At 52.4% G+C, this 20191-nt stretch carries 20 protein-coding genes; 15 read left to right on the top strand and 5 right to left on the bottom strand.

Going from position 1 to position 20191, the window contains the following annotated elements; all coding sequences use genetic code 11:
• Positions 1-6: 6 nt before the first annotated feature.
• Positions 7-1752: an ABC transporter transmembrane domain-containing protein gene (locus MKY59_RS11005; RefSeq protein WP_339277537.1), complete on the bottom strand. Its 1746-nt coding sequence runs from the start codon at positions 1750-1752 to the stop codon at positions 7-9.
• 487 nt (positions 1753-2239) lie between these two features.
• On the opposite strand from MKY59_RS11005, the gene MKY59_RS11010 reads away from it, so the two are divergent.
• Both MKY59_RS11010 and MKY59_RS11015 read left to right on the top strand, forming a co-directional pair.
• Complete coding sequence (locus MKY59_RS11010) at positions 2240-2536, top strand: HesB/YadR/YfhF family protein (protein ID WP_236417196.1); 297 nt, start codon at positions 2240-2242, stop codon at positions 2534-2536.
• 49 nt (positions 2537-2585) lie between these two features.
• Positions 2586-3032: an NUDIX domain-containing protein gene (locus MKY59_RS11015; protein ID WP_236417197.1), complete on the top strand. Its 447-nt coding sequence runs from the start codon at positions 2586-2588 to the stop codon at positions 3030-3032.
• A gap of 162 nt (positions 3033-3194) precedes the next feature.
• On the opposite strand, the gene MKY59_RS11020 is transcribed toward MKY59_RS11015, so the two are convergent.
• From MKY59_RS11020 to MKY59_RS11030, 3 genes are all read right to left on the bottom strand, one after another.
• Positions 3195-3707, bottom strand: a complete 513-nt coding sequence (locus MKY59_RS11020) for an ADP-heptose synthase (RefSeq protein WP_236417198.1) — start codon at positions 3705-3707, stop codon at positions 3195-3197.
• 162 nt (positions 3708-3869) lie between these two features.
• The gene (locus MKY59_RS11025) at positions 3870-4313 is read right to left on the bottom strand and encodes a DUF441 domain-containing protein (protein ID WP_236417199.1); all 444 of its coding nucleotides are present in this window, start codon (positions 4311-4313) and stop codon (positions 3870-3872) included.
• Positions 4314-4318: 5 nt separating this feature from the next.
• Entirely contained in the window at positions 4319-5317 is a 999-nt protein-coding gene (locus MKY59_RS11030) for a YpdA family putative bacillithiol disulfide reductase (protein ID WP_236417200.1), read from the bottom strand.
• Between the two features lie 194 nt (positions 5318-5511).
• Here MKY59_RS11030 and MKY59_RS11035 point away from each other — a divergent pair, with 194 nt between their 5' ends.
• From MKY59_RS11035 to MKY59_RS11055, 5 genes are all read left to right on the top strand, one after another.
• Positions 5512-6105, top strand: a complete 594-nt coding sequence (locus tag MKY59_RS11035; RefSeq protein ID WP_236417201.1) for a metalloregulator ArsR/SmtB family transcription factor — start codon at positions 5512-5514, stop codon at positions 6103-6105.
• Positions 6106-6558: 453 nt separating this feature from the next.
• Positions 6559-7641, top strand: a complete 1083-nt coding sequence (rsgA, locus tag MKY59_RS11040; protein ID WP_236417202.1) for a ribosome small subunit-dependent GTPase A — start codon at positions 6559-6561, stop codon at positions 7639-7641.
• Between the two features lie 74 nt (positions 7642-7715).
• Positions 7716-8054 (top strand): L,D-transpeptidase, encoded by a 339-nt coding sequence (locus MKY59_RS11045; protein ID WP_339277539.1) that lies wholly within the window; start codon positions 7716-7718, stop codon positions 8052-8054.
• An 87-nt stretch (positions 8055-8141) separates the two neighbouring features.
• Complete coding sequence (locus MKY59_RS11050) at positions 8142-8702, top strand: GNAT family N-acetyltransferase (RefSeq protein WP_339277540.1); 561 nt, start codon at positions 8142-8144, stop codon at positions 8700-8702.
• Positions 8703-8831: 129 nt separating this feature from the next.
• Positions 8832-8984, top strand: coding sequence for a hypothetical protein (locus tag MKY59_RS11055; protein WP_236417205.1), 153 nt, complete (start codon positions 8832-8834; stop codon positions 8982-8984).
• 162 nt (positions 8985-9146) lie between these two features.
• Here MKY59_RS11055 and MKY59_RS11060 read toward each other — a convergent pair whose 3' ends face one another.
• Positions 9147-9386, bottom strand: coding sequence for a hypothetical protein (locus MKY59_RS11060; protein ID WP_236417207.1), 240 nt, complete (start codon positions 9384-9386; stop codon positions 9147-9149).
• A gap of 422 nt (positions 9387-9808) precedes the next feature.
• On the opposite strand from MKY59_RS11060, the gene MKY59_RS11065 reads away from it, so the two are divergent.
• The 8 genes from MKY59_RS11065 to MKY59_RS11100 all read left to right on the top strand — a co-directional run bounded on the left by MKY59_RS11065 (position 9809) and on the right by MKY59_RS11100 (position 19916).
• Positions 9809-10129 carry a hypothetical protein gene (locus MKY59_RS11065; RefSeq protein WP_236417209.1) on the top strand — a complete coding sequence of 107 codons (321 nt, stop codon included), beginning with the start codon at positions 9809-9811 and terminating at the stop codon, positions 10127-10129.
• 55 nt (positions 10130-10184) lie between these two features.
• Positions 10185-14183 (top strand): type VII secretion protein EssC, encoded by a 3999-nt coding sequence (essC, locus tag MKY59_RS11070; RefSeq protein ID WP_236417211.1) that lies wholly within the window; start codon positions 10185-10187, stop codon positions 14181-14183.
• A gap of 16 nt (positions 14184-14199) precedes the next feature.
• Positions 14200-15030, top strand: coding sequence for a hypothetical protein (locus MKY59_RS11075; protein ID WP_339277542.1), 831 nt, complete (start codon positions 14200-14202; stop codon positions 15028-15030).
• 7 nt (positions 15031-15037) lie between these two features.
• Positions 15038-15586, top strand: a complete 549-nt coding sequence (locus tag MKY59_RS11080; protein WP_236417215.1) for a WXG100 family type VII secretion target — start codon at positions 15038-15040, stop codon at positions 15584-15586.
• A gap of 196 nt (positions 15587-15782) precedes the next feature.
• Entirely contained in the window at positions 15783-16058 is a 276-nt protein-coding gene (locus MKY59_RS11085; protein ID WP_236417217.1) for a WXG100 family type VII secretion target, read from the top strand.
• A gap of 125 nt (positions 16059-16183) precedes the next feature.
• On the top strand, positions 16184-18280 hold the full coding sequence (locus MKY59_RS11090) for a hypothetical protein (RefSeq protein WP_339277544.1): 2097 nt from the start codon (positions 16184-16186) through the stop codon (positions 18278-18280).
• 32 nt (positions 18281-18312) lie between these two features.
• Positions 18313-19065 (top strand): vWA domain-containing protein, encoded by a 753-nt coding sequence (locus tag MKY59_RS11095; RefSeq protein WP_236417222.1) that lies wholly within the window; start codon positions 18313-18315, stop codon positions 19063-19065.
• 20 nt (positions 19066-19085) lie between these two features.
• Positions 19086-19916: a hypothetical protein gene (locus MKY59_RS11100; RefSeq protein ID WP_236417426.1), complete on the top strand. Its 831-nt coding sequence runs from the start codon at positions 19086-19088 to the stop codon at positions 19914-19916.
• The last annotated feature ends 275 nt before the right edge of the window (positions 19917-20191 follow it).

The following is a 20191-nucleotide window of genomic DNA, read 5'->3' on the forward strand; positions in this document are numbered from 1 at the left end:
TACCTCCTACGTGGACAGATTGGATTCCACCTGTTGCCGTTCATATTGTTCGCGATACCAGCCGTTCATGGCCAACAACTCTTGATGGGTACCTTCTTCCGTAATTTTTCCGTGTTCGAGCACGATGATCCGGTCGGCATGTTCGATGGCCGACAGGCGATGGGTTGAAATCAGCGTCGTTTTGCCCGAACGTTTGCTGCGAATGTTCTCGATAATTTTAGCTTCCGTGCGGGCGTCAACCGCAGACAAAGCATCGTCCAGAATCAGGATGTCCGGATCGGCGATAAAAGCACGGGCCAGCGATACCCGCTGCTTCTGTCCGCCGGACAAAGCAATGCCTTTTTCGCCCACAAGGGTGTCCAGACCGTCGGACAGCGTTCCGAGATCGCCGTCGAAGGCAGCCGTGCGAATGGCCTCCATGATCTCCTCGTCATTTGCTCCAGGCTTGCCGAACTGGATGTTTTGACGCACCGATTTGGAGAACAGGATTTGTTCCTGCGGAACGTAGCCGATCCAGCTGTGCAGCTGATCCTTGGCGATATGCTGGATCGGTTGGCCGGAAATGGTCAATTGTCCGTCGCCGGCAGGATATTCGTGAAGCAGCTGTTTGAGCAGTGTGGATTTGCCGCTGCCCGTGCGCCCGACAACGCCAAGCGTCTGGCCGCGCTTCAACGTGAAATGAATGTGGCTCAGATTGTCTACCGTCGAAGTAGGATAACGGAACGTCACATCGTTCATGACGATCTCATCCGGAACCTCAATGTGAACAGGACGCTCAATGTCCTGCACGTCAGGTTCGACATGCAGCGTTTCGTTGACCCGGTCGAGAGAAGCGCTGCCCCGCTGCATCAGATTGATCAGTTCGCCGATAGCAAACATCGGCCAGATCATCATCCCGAGGTACATATTGAACGATACGAGATCGCCAAGCGTAATTTCATTGTGGAACACAAGATAGATGCCGTATGCCAGCGCAATGACGTAGCTGAGTCCGACGAACAATCGGATTGTTGGTTCGAACAAGGCATCCATCCGTGCGACGGACAGGTTTTTCTGATACACGTCTTCGGTGACGTCGGCAAACCGTTTTTGGTCCAGCCGTTCCTGAACGTAGGCCCGGACAACGCGGATGCCCGCAATCGATTCAAGCACTTGATCGTTCATGTCCCCGAAGGCGTCCTGCGCAAGCGTGTAGCGTTGATGAACGGCTTTGCCGTAAATCATCATGGCCAGCGCGATGAACGGCAGCGGCAGGATGGCCGCCAGCGTCAGCTTCCAGCTGACGAGAAACCCCATCGCAAAGAGCACGGTTGCCAGAAAAAACGTGGAATCCGTCAAGGTCAGCATGCCAAAGCCGGCCGTCGTGGCGATGGATCGTAAATCGTTGGTGGCCCGGGCCATCAGATCGCCGGTTCGGTTTTTCTCGAAAAAGGGCGGTGTCATCCGCAGCAAATGGTCCATAAATCGCGAACGCAGCAAGCGCTCAACCAGGTTGGCGCCGCCAAACAGCTTATGCATCCATATGTACGTAACCAGATAAATCAAAACGATCGTACCGATAATGAGCAAAATGTAACGGGCCAGCGATGCGCTGGTGATTGAACCGCGTACAATCTCATCAATGGCATTGCCAAGTAGACGAGGGGGCAGCAGCTCGATGACGCCGACCAGGATGAGCAGGATCACGCCGATCAGGTAGCGTTTGCGCTCGAGCCGGAAGAACCAGCCCAGGTTTTTCAGTACAGAAAACAAAGTATAATCCCTTCCTTTCATGGTGTGTACATGCGTTTTTCTGTTCATGTTGACCGAAACATATCCAAAAAAAAACACACCGCACGCAGGCGGTATGTTTGGGATATCTTCCATACGGCAGCATGACTCCGAGAGCAGAGCCACCGCCGTACACCGATTACAATATGAAAAGACAGAACAGCAGTCAGAAATTAATGACCTTCTGTCACGCAATCATAGGTACGAAATAACAACAATTTCGGGGATGCTCCGGTATTCAATTGTGTGTGCAGTCCATCCAATGTATGCAGTATAAACACCGTGATCACCCTTTCATTTGGAAATAAATTCAATGTTGAACTCGTATGTTTGCATCTTACCATCGCCTTTTGCCATCTGTCAAATGATTTTCACAACTTTATTTGCCTATTCGGCGTGCATCGGGTTTGTGTTGAACACATTCTAGCGATATGATGGAATATATATAGAGATAAGGAGCTGACACCGAATGAGTGCCATACATGTATCTGATCGTGCCGCAAAATGGTACAAGGAAGAACTGAGTTTGAATGAAGGGGACAGCATTCGTTTTTTTGCGCGTTACAGTTCGGGGGGCGGTTTGCACCCGGGATTTTCTTTGGGCATCGCCGTCGAGGAACCGAAACACCCGGCCGAACAGACCGAAGTTTCGGGAATCCGGTTTTACATGGAGGAACATGACTACTGGTATCTGAAGGGGCATGAGCTTCATGTCGATGTGGTCGAAGAAGGCCAGGATATCGCATACCGTTACTCCGAAGTTTGAGACGTTTGATGTTCTTCTCATGACTGTCTTGAACAGGAGGGGATAGAAGGTGAATCCGCCAGTCCGTGACTTGGCCCAGTACATTGCAAATCGTTCCCGCATCGTTGTAAAAGCAGCGATTCGGGCAGAGAACGAACAGGGAGAACTGTTATTGATCCAGCATGCCGAGCAAGGACCCTGGGGGATTCCGGTCGGAAAAATGCGTCCAGGGGAAACCGTCGAGGATGCAGCTTCCCGCGAACTGTGGGAGGAGACAGGATGGACGGCCAACGGCATGAGCCTTCAAGGATTATACTCGGGTCCGGAATTTCGGCAGCTGCATTCGAGCGGAGACGAAGATTATTTCGTCATTGCCGTGTTCAGGGCATTCATCGTTCAGGATGAACATGTACGTTCGAGGCTGGATAGTGCAGTGGGCATGAATTTTTTTGCTTCGAATGCATTGCCGCCTCTGAATGAAATCAGCAGACGGCTGCTTGAGCTATCAGACGACTAAGATACAGGAACGGCAGCTCGCTGCACCAAAAAAAGTCCTTCCAGGCCGGAAGGACTTTTTTTGGTGCTTAATGACGCAGCACACCGATACGGAGAAAGGAAGACATTTCAATGCCTGTTCCTCCTGCGTTATCTTCGGAAGGTGTGTCCTCGAATTGGTGTTCTACACCAGATCAAGAGGTTCATCGTCCATGGCAAAATCAAAATCGTCGATATCGAACACTTGCACCGGAGCGGAAGACTCGATGATCCGGGCGATGAAATCAACCTGATCCGTGAGAATCGGGGTGTTCAGACGCTGGGAGGTGAGCAGCAGCTCCGTTTCGATCGGATCGAAGTATTCGCCATACTGGGCGGTGTCCACCGCATTGACGATGGAGATCGATACTTGATCCCCGAACAGGATCGAAGGGCTTTTTCCCCAAGGGACAAGCAGGGCACGCTCTATTTTTTTCTTGTTGAGCGGTTCTTCGAAGTAACTGATCAACTCATTGACCTTGGCTTTGACGTGCAGATCGTCTGCCGTATTGTCCATGAGCGGATCGGAGCTGGTTTGAAACTCATACAATTCCAGGACGGCGGTATATGGAACGATATATTCAACAGGCGCGGGTGGCGCGAGCAATTGACCGTAAATCGCCACCATCACGGCTTCCGTAACAAACTGACGTGACATGGGTTCTTGAATCCTCCTGCGGCCGGGTTAGTAGTTGCAATGACAGCGATGTCGAACAAGGAATATGCTCCAAGCAGTCGACCATGCGATGCATGAATAGAAGTATATCATACAACGATGGAAATTACAGCCAGACTACAGGGGGCAAGCGCCTATTTTCGCTTATGATTTGCCGAGAAGGAGCGAAAGAAGCCCAGCGGCGATGAGCGGTCCTACCGGCACGCCCTTGAAAAAGGCTACACCCAAAACGGTACCGATCAGCAATCCCGCAACGACCGTTGGTTGGGCCCCCATCAGCGTGGCTCCGCGTCCGCCCAGATAGGCCACAAGGATCCCTACGCCGATGGCCAGCAAGGACTTCCAGTGCAGGAAGGAAGCGCCGATGGTCTGCATGCTGATCTTGCCGCTGGCGAGCGGTGCCATGACTCCGATGGTCAATACAATGATGCCCACGGTCAGTCCGTACTTTTCAAGCCAGGGAAAAGCCTGATGCACGTTAAGCACGCGCAGAAGCAGCAGAAACACCATCGCCACCGTGACAGGAGCGTTGCTGCTAATAATCCCAAGCGCGGCGAAGGCGAGCAGCAGGAGGGAAGTCATGTCCATGGCTTTCATTTCCCTTCGGGCTGCCTGCGGTTTTGACGAATGATATGTTCGGCAATATACTTGCCATGCCAACGTCCCGATTCGATGAAGACTTCATTGGCATTGCGTCCGGATGCAATTACGCCTCCGACATAGATGCCAGGCACGCTGCTCTCCATCGTTTGCGGATCATAGACCGGTTTATCCATGTCCTCCGACATTTGCACGCCAATCGAGGTCAGCAGCTGGCGGTCCGGGCGGAAGCCGGTCATGGCCAGCACGAAGTCGTTGTCGAGTCGGCTGGTGGAGCCGTCGGCATGAAGCAGCGTCACGGCGTCGTCCAAAATTTCGGAGACGCGGGACTCAAGATGCAGCGTGATGAGGCCTTTGTTCACCATGCTTTCAAACAGCGGGCGCACCCATGGTTTGATATGCTCGGACAAGCCGGTTCCGCGATAGACCATATCGATTTGCGCCCCTACACGAATCAGCTCCATCGCCGCATCGACGGCCGAGTTGCTGCCACCGATAATGGCGACGCGTGTACGCGTGTACGGATGCGCTTCGCGGAAATAATGAGTGACTTTTTCTTTGTCCTCTCCGGGAATGCCCAGATAATTGGGATGGTCGAAATAACCGGTAGCCACGACGACGTTGCGTCCTTCATGGATGGTCACTTGACCCCGTCGGTTCACCGTATGTACCTCAAAGGTTCCGTCTTCCTTGCGTTTGATTTCCCGAGCTTCTTCATAGTTGTGGACCCGCAGCCCATAATGTGCGGCAACCTTGCGATAGTAAGCGAGCGCTTCGTAGCGGAACGGTTTGTCGTTGGGCGAGCTGAACGGAACGTTTCCGATTTCCAGCAGTTCCGCCGTACTGAAAAACTGCATGTGCGTCGGGTACAAATAGATGGAATGTACGATATTGTGCTTCTCTACAATGACGGTCGACAATCCGAGCCGCTCGCATTCAATGGCGGCAGACAGGCCACAGGGGCCTCCGCCGATAATGATGACGTCTTCCATATTCTATATCCTCCTTCATGTCAAGCACTATTATCCTACCGCAAAAGTAGGAACAATGCCAGTTTGCGCAAGGTTTTTACGCAGAAAAAAGGGCTCGGCGGCATACGTTTATCGATTGACATGGCTTAAAATAAAGACTAACATAAAATTAGATGTTTATCTAATTTGAAGAAAATGCAAAAGGGGGAGATTGGATGCAGCTTGAGAAGATCGTAGCTTACCACAAGGCATTGGCCGATCCAACCCGGCTCCGCATGTTGCTGCTTTTGTCCCAAGGAGAAATGAATGGGCAGGCGCTTGCCGAAAGGCTAAACCTGTCCCAGCCCACGGTGACGCACCATGCCTCGAAATTGAGGGAAGCGGCACTAATTAAGGAGCGCAGGGAAAAAAATACGGTGTATTTTACGTTGAATCCTTATTTTATCAAGGAACATGCGCAAGCATCGGTTGATTTTATTTTCAAAAAGGAGGCTGCAGGGGATATGAGTGACGTCAATGAAACGCTGAAAGCTTCGGTCATGCGGAATTTTTATGCCAAGGACGGGCGGCTGCGGCAAATTCCGGCGCAGTACAAAAAAAAGCTGATCGTGCTCGAACATATGGCGGAGCAGCTTGAATTCGGGCGAAAGTACTCGGAGAAGGAGATCAATGAGTTCATCAAACAATATCACGATGATTTCGCGACCATCCGTCGGGAGTTCATCATGCATCAGTTCATGTACCGGGAGGACGGCGTATACGAGCTGAATCCGAAAGAAATGTGGACACGTTGGGACGAGGTGCGCTAAAAATCGCTTGACAATGACGGCGATGGATGTGTAACATGTTGGATAAATCTACAAGGGAGGCGATGTTATATGACAGCTCTAATTGCAGTATACGCATATGGGAACATGAATATCGTCTCCGGAACGGATCAAGGCATATCGTTTATACGTATGGGCTAAGTAAGTCCCAGTCGTTGTTTGCTTAGGCAAACCATATGCAGCGAGAAGCTACGGGAGACGGCCTGTGGCTTTTTTTGTCGTCATCGGAGTTTGCACGGAAGCAGCAAGTTCTCTTTTCCATGGTATGAATGGTGAAGTTTCTGCTCTCTTCAAGTGCATCTTCTGTCGGCAAGTTTTACAGCCACGGGTTCATTGTGCCCGTGGCTTTTTCTTGTTTTCGTGCCGGAGACGTGTCCGGTCGGCTGTTTCATTGAAATGAAAATCATCGCATGAACATTTGGGAGGAATTTGATTTTGAATAAAGTATTGGATAAGTATGGATGGTCAACGTCGTGGGAGGAAGCGTGGAAGAGTTCCGGCATCGGAGTACCGCCAAGAGTGCCCGCAAGAGTGATCGCAGACCATGGACAGCTGCAGCGACTGCTGACAGAATCGGGGGAATGCTGGGGCAAAGTATCGGGGCGAATGCGTCATGAAAGCGCGGAGAGCGGCGAATTGCCGGCAGTGGGAGATTGGGTTGCGATTACGGGCGAGCCTGGCGAGGAAGCGGTCATTCATGGCATCCTTCCGCGTCGGAGCCGGGTATCCCGGCAGGCTGCCGGTCCGGTGACCAAGGAGCAATTGATCGCGGCGAACGTCGATCATCTGCTCATCGTGGCTGCCTTGAACCATGATTTCAATCTGCGGAGGCTTGAACGTTACCTGATTATGGCTTGGAATGGCGGGGTAAACCCGGTCATCATTCTAAGCAAAAGCGATCTGTGCGACAACGTGCATGAACAGGTTGCGAAAGTGGAGAGCATTGCGCCCGGCATTGAAGTCATTGCATTGTCGGCAGTGACGGACCAGGGCAAGGAGCAGCTGGATCGGCTGCTTCAGCCTGGGAAAACGGTCGCTCTGACGGGATCTTCGGGAAGTGGAAAATCGACCATGGTGAACTGGATCATGGGCAAGGAAGTGCAGCTCACCCAACAAGTGCGGGAAGCGGATAGCCGCGGGCGGCACACGACGACCCATCGCGAGATGTTTGTGCTTCAGCAGGGGGCCGTATTGATCGATACGCCCGGAATGCGTGAGCTCCATTTATGGGATGAAGGAGAGAGCGGGTTGTCGCAGGCTTTCAGCGAGATCGAGCAGTTGGCTGCCGGCTGCCGGTTCCAGGACTGCAGCCATACCCGCGAGACGGGGTGCGCCGTGAAGGAGGCTGTTCAGTCAGGAGTCCTGGATAGCAAAAGACTGGATAATTATCTGAAAATGCAGAGAGAGTTAATGTACCAGCAGCGCAAAGAGGAAACGGCAGCCAAACGAAGAGCCTCCGGCAAATCGTCCTCTTCTCGCAAACCCAAGCATGCCCTGCGTGCGAATGACTGGGATTGATCCGGGAGGATTAGGGTCAAATTGGCGCCAGTACCGGTGCACCGGCATAAGATAGAGCCGGGAGGTGTTTCAGCATGCCTGATTATCGTATTATCGTGGACCTTTCGGATCATATGTTATATCTGCTGGACGGGGATCAAGTCGTGAAGGGGTATCCGGTAGCTATAGGCAAAATGTTGACGGAAACGCCAACGGGGGAATTCACGATCATCAACAAACAGGAAAATCCCGGAGGTCCTTTCGGCGTTCTTTGGATGGGCCTGTCGGCTCCGCATTATGGCATTCATGGCACAAACGATCCTTCGTCCATTGGCAAATCGGTGTCGCATGGCTGCATTCGCATGTATAATAGCGATGTGCTGGATCTTTCTTCCAAAGTTGGCGTAGGCACAGCGGTAACGATCCGGCCTTAGGGCCGGATATGCAGCAAAGCATGCGCACTCATAGGATCATCCACGAACCGACTATAGCAGTAATAACGGAAAAGGAGGAGTGGAACCATGCTTATTCGACGAGCTTGTGCAGGTGACGAACGCCAGATCGCCCATGTACATACCGAGAGCTGGAAGACGACGTATCGGGGGATCGTGCCTGATGCATTTCTGGACCGTCTGACGATCGAATCGAGATTGCCTCAATGGGAGCAGGCGCTCTGCGAGCAAGGCGAGGAACGGATTGTGCTTGTTGCGGAACAGGAAGACGGGACGATTGTCGGCTTTGCTTCAGGAGGAAAGGAGCGCGAAGGAAGCCTGCCTTACGAAGGAGAGCTCTATGCGCTCTACATATTAAAGGCCATGCAGCAAGTAGGAATCGGAAGGCAGCTTGCGACGTCGATGGTTCGGGAATTGCAGCAGCTCGGCATGGGGAGCATGATCATCTGGGCGTTGGAGCAAAATCCGGCTTGCCGTTTCTATGAAAAGATGGGCGGGAGGCCTGTACGCAAGCAGCCGATCACCATTGCCGGACGAGAACTGGTGGAAGTGGCGTTTGGATGGAACCGTTTGGAACCGTTTGGGAAGAGCATGAAAATGGCTGATGATGGCGAGCCTCGAATCGATTAAAGTCGAATGGCGTTGGATGATAGATTCAGGAAAAAAAAGGAATTCGAACCGGTTTGGTTCGAAATCAATCCGGTTATTTATCTTACACGGCCATTCATCCGTTAATCCATGGTAAAGGGGCTTGAATCGATGTCCATCGACCGCTTTATTCTGAGAAAGCTGAGCAACTGTCGGGAAGCAAACACGCGCGACAATCTGGTCCGCCTGTTTCTCATTCGCATCCACAGGGCCGAAGCAGCGGAGGGGCAAGAGAACGTATACGAAATCGGGAGACGGCGTTAAGAAGCATGAAGGCAGACTATGGTAAGGGGTTTGGGGCGTCAGGGATCGATATGAACAAAAAAGGAAGCGCGTCCTTTAAGGATGCCTTCCTTTTTTGGGCTGCGGTTGAGGACGGTCGTCCGAACCGCGGCGTATCATCAAGTTTAGGGGCTTTTGAGTCTGTTAGTACAATGACAGGGCCAGTGAATCATTTTCGCTGCGGCTGTGCAGAATGGCTTCGCAACCGACGATTTCGATGCTGATCAAGGATTGCAGGCATTTTTGCAAAGCTCGTTTACCGTTGCTGATTTTATGCTCAAGGGCATTGCTAAGCAGTCTTAATGTTTTCTGCACAGGTTGTTTGTTTTCTTGATTAAAGTATACAGGGATGGATTTGTTTTGAAATGTAATTAGTGTTCTCACTAGAAATCACCTCACAAGAGTTATTTCATATTGGTAATAGTAAATTCCAATGCTTAAAATTACCTTAAAATCAGCTTATGAAAACATAAAGGCGCTTAATGTTTGAAAAGTGTTCACAATTCGATTGTGGGCAAAGCAATCCCGGCCGACCCGAAACCGGGAAATTCATCCCTATTCCATCGCAGTGGTTTTCAATTTTTCGCATCCCTGCAAACCTAAACGCGTGGCGTGCCACAATAGTTCTGAGACCAATGGACGATATTTTAATGCTGGGATGGGTCATACGTAACAAAAACATAGGGTGTACATTGCCAATACGGATTTTATGTAAGAAAATAGGATTGCAATGCTGATTTGCCGCTTTTTTTTGATCTATTTTGACATTAGGACATTTTACATATGAGACCATCGGAGGGATTACGATGATTCTAACCGTATATTCCGGACGTGCGGAAAGCGAATGGTTTGATGTCGACGTGCCGGATGAATGTACGATCGAACATCTAAAAACGCTGCTTGGTGTCCGCATATATGGACAGGCCCCCGGAGATGGCGTACAGTACATCCTCGAAGCCAAATTTCCCGAAGGGTTATGGTTCACGCCGCACAATGCGCAGCAGTTGATCGAGACAGGCCTGCGTCAAGGGAGCTGCGTGCGCGTCCAACGGGCTTTCTCGACAACGACCGAAGAGGCGCCTGTGTATGGAAGGCGTCCATTGTTCCAACAGGAAAGCAACAAATGAAAGCCCGGAACGTATACATTTCAGGAATGCGCGAACGAAAGGAGGTCCATTCTTCGTGAATGTGTTATATCAGCGTTCCCCAAGGATGACGCCGGTTCTTAAGGAAGAACAGCTTGAAATTCTCAGGCCACCGGCGGAGCCGAGCAAACCGACGTTTTCGTTGATTTCCATTATAATACCCATCATGATGACGACGGTCAGCATCGGTTTTTATGTATACATCAATATGACAGGCAAAATGAGCAACAGCAGCTACATGATGTTCCAGATGATGACGGTCATGATGATGCTGACATCATATACCATTCCTTTTTTCGTGTATTTGAGCAACAAAAAGACCTACGCCAAAAAGATTCAGGAGCGTAAAGCGATGTACCTGTCGCAGCTGGACAAACATCGCGAAGAGCTGAAGGCGGCCCAAGCCGAACAGGTCCGAAGCTTATACGAGGTGCATGGGGATCCGAACGTCTGCATGCAAATCGTCAAAAACCGCAACAGCTCTCTATGGGAGCGGTCGCCGGAAGACGAAGATTTCATGCAGGTGCGCATCGGTTCCGGAGAAGTGCCTTTCCGGATCAAGCTCCAGGTACCGCGCGTGGACGGATATGATAAAGACGAGCTCATTGAAGCGGCCCATCAGCTGGCTGCCGAATTTCAGACCGTAGCGGATGCTTCCATCACCTTGCCCCTGTTCCAATCCAAGGTGATGGGACTGGTGGGGAGCCGTGAAGAAGTGCTTTCCTCGCTGCGCGTCATCGTTGCCCAGCTTGCCGTTCGGCATTCGCCCGACGAGCTGAAAATGGCTGCGTTTTATGAAGAGAAGGAATCCCGGGAATGGGAATGGCTTCGCTGGTTGCCGCACATTTGGGACGAGGATCAGGAGCAAAGGTATATGGCCGACAGGCACAGCGGTGCGCATCAATTGGCGGACAGCTTGTTTTCCGTATTGAACCGGCGCAAGAACAACAAGCAGGACAAGTACAAAAAAAGCGTGCAAACGCCCTGCTACGTCGTGATCCTGTCCGATACGCAGTTGATTGAAGAGGAGCCGCTGCTGCCGCTTTTGCTGGAGTCCGCTCACGAGATCGATGTGTGCACGATCATTTTGGCGAGCCGCAAGGAATCGCTTCCGATGCACTGCCAGCTGATCATGGAAGCTGCCAGGGACAAAGGACTGTACATCAAAAAAACGGAAGACGCGGACGTCATCAAACAGGAGTACAAGCCTGATTTCATTTCCCGGGAAGCTGCGGAGGCCTTGGCCCGGTACATGTCCCCGATCCGGCTCAAACGTTCTTCCGCCTCGGATATCCCGCAAATTCTTCCGCTCTTTGACATGATGGGTATTTCCCGCGTGGAAGAGCTGGATGTGGTGTCCCGCTGGAATCAGATGAGATATCCGGACAGTTTGCCTGTACCGATGGGGGTTCGCGCAGGCGGGAAAAAAATCGCGCTTAACCTGCATGACAAAATAGAACGGCAAGGCCATGGTCCCCATGGGCTGATCGCCGGCACGACCGGTTCCGGAAAGAGCGAGGTCATTCAATCCATCGTGGCTTCCCTTGCGGCTGAATTTCACCCGCATGACCTGGCTTTCATGCTGATCGATTACAAAGGCGGCGGTATGTCGAATACGTTCGTGGGATTGCCGCATGTGGTCGGAACGATCACCAACCTTGACGGCAACCTGATTGAGCGGGCGAACGTTTCGCTTCGGGCCGAGCTTGTAAGGCGGCAGAAAATATTGAATGATGCCGGCAATCTGCAGCATATTGACGAGTATTACAAAATAGCGAGATCGCGGCAGCAGCAGCCTTTGCCGCATCTGGTCATCATTATTGACGAATTTGCGCAATTGAAGCGGGATCAGCCCGAATTCATGGACGAATTGATCAGTATCGCGGCCATTGGCCGAACGTTGGGAGTACACCTCATTCTGGCTACGCAGAAGCCTGCCGGCGTGGTCGATGACAAAATATGGAGCAATTCCAGGTTCCGGATCTGTTTGCGCGTGCAGAGCGAGGGAGACAGCCGGGACATGATCAAGATCCCGAATGCGGCATGGATTACGAAGCCGGGACGCGGCTATTTCCAGGTGGGCAGCGACGAAGTGTTTGAAGAAATGCAATTTGCCTGGAGCGGCGCCCCATATCATCGCGAGGAAGACTCAACAAGCGTGCTGCCTGTCATGGAAGTGCGGTTGAACGGGAAGCGGGAACCTTTGCTTACCGGTGAACGCAGAGCTGTATTGAAGGGCGAGGATGTCCCCAAACAGCTGCAGGCCTTTATCGATTATGTTGCACGTTCAGCTGCGGATGCCGGAATTGCGCGATTGCAGGGCCCGTGGCTGCCTCCTCTGCCGGAGGTGCTTGACTGGGAGAGTCTCGCCATCAAGCAACCCGGGGAAAGCGAGGATCGCGCGTACGAATCGGAAAGCGGTTTGTTAAGGCCCGTCGTCGGTTTGCTTGACGATCTTCCCAACCAGCGGCAGATGCCGCTTGAACTTCCAATGGATCAAGGCCATCTTGTCGTGTACGGCATGCCGGGTTTGGGAAAAACGACGTTTGTACAAACCCTGCTCATGGCCATGGGCAGATTGAACGAGGCATCTTGGCATGGCTATATCATTGATATGGGCAGGATGATGAAGGATTTTGCGATGCTGCCCCAAATCGGCGCCGTCATGATGGCCGAAGAGGAGGACCGGATCAAACGTTTGTTCCGTTATGTGCTGAAACTGTCTGCACAGCGTAAGGATATGATGTCGGAGGTCGGGGTAAAAACGATTTCGGCTTATCGCCGCGTCGCCCGCGAAGCGGTCCCGCAAATTGTGGTCGTGATCGACGGATATCTTTCTTTCCGGAATGCGTATCCCGAAGAGAACGAGTTGTTGGAAACGATTCTCCGCGAAGGCGGCAGCTTGGGCATGACCTTTGTGTTGACAGCCAACCGCGTAACGGACATCTTCGAAAAATTCAGGAGCAACATTCCCAATGCCGTTACTTTTGAATTATCCGATCCGAGCGATTATTATTATGCGGTGGGACGGCCGACAAAAGCGCCGAGCCAGCTTCCGCCGGGACGCGGTCTTGTGAAGGGGCAGGTTCCGCCGCTCGCGTTCCAGACGGCCTTGCCGTCTGCAGGCGAGGATGAGGGCAAGCGTTCGGCGTCCTTGCGCCGGGCGATCGTTGACATTCGTGACAGCTGGTCCGGGGAACAGGCGCCCCAGATCGCGCCCCTTCCGGAAGAAGTGCATCTCAAGGATGTGATTATGCGTGCCGGAACATACGGAAGCAGAAGCCTTTCGTCGGTGAACGTGCCGGTCGGGCTGTATACCGATGATCTGGAGCCGTTCTCGCTTAATCTGAGGGAAGGCCCGCATTTCATGGTGACCAGCCCGATGGAAGGGGGCAAAACGACATTTTTGTTGACCTGGATGCTGTCCCTGGCGTATCATGCTTCACCGGAGCATGTGCAAATGTACACGGTCGATATGCGCTATGGTTCAGGCGGATTGGCGGAAATCGGAGCTTTGCCCCATGTTCGTGGCCATGTGTCGCGAGAAGAGCAATTGGCTCCTGTCATCCAGCAGCTATATGATGAAGTGCTGAAGAGGGGAGAAATCTCCGGCGGTCCGGAAATCGTGCTGGTCATCGACGATGCGGACACATTGTCCAAACAGCTGACCGATTTCAACGTGAAGGATCAACTAGGAGCGATCGTTCGCCAAGGAAGGGATCGGGGCATACATGTCATTTTATCCGGCGTGCCAGCAGATTTCCCAACGTTCGGATCTGACTGGGTAAGCGACGTGAAAGCTTCCCAGAGCGGATTGCTGTTCGGGACCTTGGACCCTAACGATCTCTCGTTCTTCCGTATACCGTATTCCGAATCTGGAGGAAGCACGTCTGGTCTGAAGGTACTACCTCCGGGTCAAGGTTATTATATTAAACGTAAATATTCCAGGGTCAAAGGTGCAGTCCCATGCCATTCGGGCTGGAAAATGACCGATTGGATTTCTGAAATTCGTGACCGATGGCATGTTGTAGTTTGAGGGGAGGTGGCTCATAATGTTGACGGTTCATGATTCCAAGCAAAAGGTAGTCACTTTGCAATTGAAAGAGCTTTTTTTCCTGGCCGGTATACTCGGTTCAGACCGACTGCTTGGCGTGGAGGATCCATTCCGCGGTTATATGGCCGAAGATATCGCGATGGAATGGGAACACGTCAAAACTTCCCTGCTGGACAAAGGGTATTTGATTCAAGATCAGGATAGCAACGAGCTGACCATGACACCGACCGTTTTTTCCCGGGTAGCCATTGCTGGTCTTTCCGACAGGGCATGCTGGATACGTTACTCAATCAACGGCAAGTCACATGAAAGCTACATTCATTGCACGGATGAACGCGTTGTTGAAGTATCCCGGAGCGAAGGAGAAACGGATTCGTTCAGGCTCAGTGATTTGGGGAACGTCCACCAAGCGGTGGATTGCCTGATCGAAAAAATGAAGTGGAGCGGGCGTTCTCCGGCGGAGAAACCTGCGCTGATGTGTTCCAAAAAAAAGTTTTACGATGTTTTGAATGGGCTGCATGACAAACAGGAGCAGACGGTGGCGGACGAGCTCGCACTGGAGACCAATGACCCCGAAGGATCGCTTGCGCTTGCACGGTGCCTTGTCAACAAGGAGTCGGATGGGGAGCTGCGGCTGCTCGTATGGGGCGATGACGGCTGGACGTCACAGTCGGCGGCGTTCACTTCGAGCGCGGTTTCCAATTGGTTGTTCCGCATGAGTACAGCCGCTTCGGATGATTGGTTGGTTGCAGCCTTAACGACGAGAGAACAGTTTCACGAAATGCTGCTGGACTGGCTTAAACAGCCTGCAGAGGAAGAGGAAAGGTGATGGGTAAATGCGCATTCGTGTGGAACCGGATGTGCTTCGGGCACTGAGCAGGCAGATTCAGTATGCGGCGGAGCAAATACAGCAAAAGATGACAGTGTTGGATCAAGCCATTCATTCGCTGGAGTGGGAAGCGCAATCCCGTCCTGCGGTGATGGCCGAATGGGATTATTGCAAGCGCCTTGGCGAGACGGCGGTGCGGCGGTTCGTGGAGCTCGGGACGCAGCTTGATCGAAAGGCGGTCGTGTTTCAGCAAGTGGACATGGAGTATCGCACGATTCTGGGACATGTAAACAAGGCCTACGTCAACGCTGTCAATCTGCTTCAAGTCATGGAAGACAATGAGGCAGGACAGATCCTGCCTGTGCACTCAACGACTTCTGCCGTCGTATCCGATCCTTTTTCTGCAGTAAGGGCAGTATACCAAGTACAGGACACCGTTCCGCCTGACGGTTCCCCGGCCACTCTGGTTCAGGCCATGCAGCCCGAACCGGTGGCATGGAAGTTTACGGATCCGTCCTATCGGGGGACCAGAGGAAGCGAACCTGTCGTATCGTGATGACTTGAATATACAGATGTGATCCGCCTGATGGAATAAAATGAATTTTCGGCGAAAATAGGCTGTTAGGGGAAGATTCAGGTCCTGAAAATGGGGTAAATAGGATTAGGTCCTTCGGCTTTTGTTCAAAGGATTCCAATATAGTACAATTTGAACAAGCAATATTTACTAGCTCTAATCAAGGAGGAATTTACACATGGCAGGACGTATTTTAGTAACCCCCGAGCAGCTTGATCAGGTTTCCAACCAATTCAAACAAAGCGGTGAGCAAAGCCAGCAAATCGTTACTTCCCTGACTCAATCCATCACAAGCATGGAGGGACAATGGGAAGGGATGACCAAGCAGCGTTTCTTCCAGGAGTTCCAGGAAGCGAGCAAGCAAATGCAGTCTTTTGTTCAAACGCTGAACAGCATTAGCGCGGAACTTACGGCAATCGCCAACAAATTCCGCACGGCTGACCAAACTCGTTAATCTGTCATACATACGTGTAGGCAGAGAGCAAGCCAGAAGAGAAACTATTGCGGCAGAAACCGGGCGTTTAACGACACCCGGTTTTTGCTGCACCATCACAGAAATGATCAGAGAGAGGGATGAGCATGTCTTTTCAACCGAATCCAGGGGATGAATTGGTGATCAATGACATTGCCTACACGATTGGGCAGCATCCCGCCGCTCCCGGGCTGGCATACGCCCAGGCGGGGAGGCAGGGGATTGTTTATCAGCTGATTCCCAAAAATGGTTCCATAGATGGTGCTAAGGCACTAAAAGTGTTTTTTCCAAAATTCAGGATTCCTGCCATGGTGTATCAATCGGAACATATGGAGCCTTACAGCGCGCTGCCGGGTATGCGCGTATGCAAACGCGATGTGCTCACTCCGGAAAGAAACGGAGCGCTCATTGGAGAGTATCCGGATCTGTTGTACGCGGTGATCATGCCCTGGATCCAGGGCATGACTTGGTTTGATGTCATCAGCGACCAAAGAACGCTGACAACAGAGGATAGCCTGAGGCTGGCCAAGGCGCTTGCCGGCACGGGCTCTGCCATGGAGCAGCGCGGACTTGCGCATTGCGATCTGTCCGCGCCCAATGTGATGATTCCGTTTTTTTCCGAAGTGCAGGACCCGAATACGGCATCGGCGGTAGAACTGGTGGATGTGGAGCAGATGTACGGTTCCAAAATGGATCGTCCGGATGCTCTGCTTGCCGGTTCCCCGGGGTATGCGGCCCATCGGACAGTGCACAGCGGTTTGTGGAGCGCTTATGCGGACAGGTTTGCGGGAGCGGTGATCATTGCCGAAATGCTGAGCTGGTCCGATCCGGCGATCGTAGACAAGGCTTGGGGAGAAAGCTATTTCGACCAGAACGAAATGCAGGCGGTGAGCGAACGTTATGTCGCGATGCAAGGCTCACTCCAGAGGCGTTGGGGCCAGAAAGTCGCCGAATTGTTCACCAGAGCCTGGGAAAGCCATGATTTGAGCAGCTGTCCAACGTTTGGAGAATGGCTGGTCGTGCTCGCTTCGGCATCCATAGAGCAAGCGGAGGCTGCGGTTGCTCCTTTGATGGCGGAGGAAGAAGCGGCTCCGGCTCCCGAAAAGGCGGGGAGTGCCCCGGTAACGGAAGAGATAACCGGAAATGCAGACGCCCCAAGGGAGGGTGGCTTGGCTTCCAAGTCGCTGCCCGAGCAGGAAGCCGTCATCAACCGTTTGTTCGCGCAGGCGCGATTGTTGGAGGAAGAGGGTAAACCGGGCGCTGCTCTTGAAGTGTACCGGTCATTGTATCATTTTATTCCCGACAAAAGTCCGTTACAGATTGAAGTGGAAGCAGCCATCCAGCAGCTCGATGCCCAACTGAATCCGAAGGAAGAAGCTGCGGAACAGGGCAAAATTCCGTTGTATCGGACCAAAAAGTTCATGATCTCTGCCGCTGCGCTCGTCGTTCTGCTGGCCGGAACGGTTCCGACGGTCAACATCTTGGCCGACCAAGCCGAGGTTAAACAGAAGGAACAGCAGGAAGCCGCCAGATTAGCGGAGATCCAGGCTGCCGAGGAAGCCGAAGCGGCAAAGGCGGCTTTGCTAAAGCAGCAGGAGGAAGAACAGAAAAAGAAAGCCGAGGAGGAGCTCAGGCTGGCTGCCGAAAAAGAACGGCAGCAGGCCGATGCCAAAAAGAAAGAAGAAGAGCGGAAAGCATTGCAGGAAAAATACGATAAACAGGCCAAATATGAGGCCTATTTGGCAGAACAGGAACGAAAGAAGCAGGAGGCGGCCAAACAGGCAGCTCAGGCCAAGTACGACAAACAAGCCAAATACGAAGCATATCTGGTCTGGAAGAAAGAGCGCGACATCAGGCTAGCCAAGGAAGAAGCCGAACGCAAGGCAGCTGAAGAGGCTGCGCGCAAGCAGGAAGCCGCGCGCAAGGCGGCCGAAGAAGCCAGACGCAAAGAGGAAGCGGCCCAAAAGGCGGCGCTCAAGAAAAAACGCGCCCAAAACGTAGTAACCCTGATTGCCCACTATAACAAAGCGTACAATGCCCAAAAAGGCCGTAACATCGAAAATGCCGAAGCTTATGCACGCGATTTCAAAAACTTGTACAATACCGACGCTGCATACTTTAAGGGTGTGGGCAAGGTGGCTGCGCGCATGACTGCCATCAACAAATTCCTGGGCAATACGGACTACGTCCTGCCAGACCTGTAAATCAAACAAATGACGGAGGTGACACATCCCAGATGAACTATACGATTCAAGCATCCCAGCGAACACCCGCACTTATCATTTATTTGATTGATATCAGCGCCTCCATGAATATGGTTCTGGACAATCGCAGACGCATTGACGTCGTCTACGATGCGCTGTCCCTGGCCATTCGCCAGATGGTATTTCGTTCGACCAAAGGCAACCGTCTGACACCCCGCTACCGGATCGCCATCCTGGCCTACAGCGATGATGTGTATGACTTGTTGAACGGGATCAAGGGCATCGACGAAATCGCCGCCATCGGTTCTTTGCCTGACCTTACGCCAAAGCGCTTCTCGGATTCGGCCAAAGCGTTTTTGCAGGCCGAGAAAATACTGCAAGCGGAAATTCCGCACATGCAGGATTGTCCCGCCCCGCTGGTGTGCCACATGACGGATGGCGTGGCGACGGGGGACGATCCCGAACCGATTGCGAAACGCATTATGGGCATGAGCGTGCCTGACGGAAACGTGCTGGTTGAGAATATTTTCATTTCCGACCATCTGCTGGAATCGCCGATTGCCGAGCCGAGAAGGTGGAAAGGCATCCATGCGGAGACGTCTCTGAAGGACGAGCACGGCGAGAAGCTGCGCAACATGTCTTCCGTCCTTCCGGAGAGCTACCGGGAGATGTTGGTCGAAGCCGATTATTTGCTTGCTCCAGGCGCTTTGATGATGCTTCCCGGGACCTGTGCCGAGCTGGTATCCATCGGGTTCCAGATGTCTGCTGCCACACCTGTACGATAGGGGGAAACCGATTGAAAACAATGCGTTTGGTTTCGCTGTCTACCGGGGATAAATTGCCCCGTGCCAGGTCATATCGCGGCTTTCGCTACGTCAGTCTGCAGACGGGAGAACAGCCTCTTACCCGTTACGAGGGCGCCTTCAAATGTCGCTATGGGTACGGGCGAGCCGCCGAAACCGTGAATCAGGGAGATTCCGGGCAGGACTTTGCAGCGGTCAACATGGATGGGGATGTCGTTCATTTTGTGTTGTGCGATGGGGTCGGTATGAGCTATCTTGGTGATTTTGCCGCTCGATTTCTGGGCAATGCCCTGCTCGAATGGCTCGTCAGCACGCCGGTGCCCAGTGCCGAAGGCGTGGAACGTTTGCTTCGCGAACTGACGGTTCCCGCATCCGATCAGCTCTCCAAATTGAAGCCTTTGGACAACTCGCCGCTGCTTCTGCGCGAAGTGCTGATGGAGAAGCTTCGCAGAGGCAGTCAGGCGATGTATGTATGCGGCAGGGTCGAGCTGGCGAAAGGAAACGGAAACAGCCGCATGTGGCTCGCCTGGCAGGGGGACTTGAGAATCCGGATGTGGCGCAACGGGAAGGAACACTCGGCTCCTTTCCAGCAGATGCGCCGCTCCAGCGAGCGTTGGTCCACATTGGAAGGACCGGTTGGCGGCAAACCCCATGTATATGATGCCAAGTTGTCCGGTAAGGAGTCTTTCCGGCTGCAAATGTATACGGATGGATTGAACGACCTGGACGCCATTCACACCTATATCCCGGACGAGCACATTCAAGTGCTTCTTGATGCGGCCCACACGGGAGGGCTGGAAGACGATGCGGCATTGATCGAATTGGAGTGGTAAACGGAAAATTGCGATGTGCATGATTTAAAAAGAGCTCTTTTTGGGTAATCTTGTGAAGAATTGCTTTACATAAGAGACTGCGGCGAAATAAATGCCACTATATAGGTTGAACCAGACATTTACACGATCACGGAGAGGACAGAAAGAAGCTGGAGATGCGAAGCGCTCGCTTAACAAGAACGCTGCATCGGAAGCATAGGCTTATCGCCGGATTTCCCCTTAAATAAGTGGATCAAAAAAATTTGGGGATCACAGCGATCGAAAGATGGTTCTGA

The sequence above is a fragment of the Paenibacillus sp. FSL W8-0426 genome (genome assembly GCF_037969725.1).
GTDB classification, from domain to species: Bacteria; Bacillota; Bacilli; order Paenibacillales; family Paenibacillaceae; genus Paenibacillus; species Paenibacillus hubeiensis.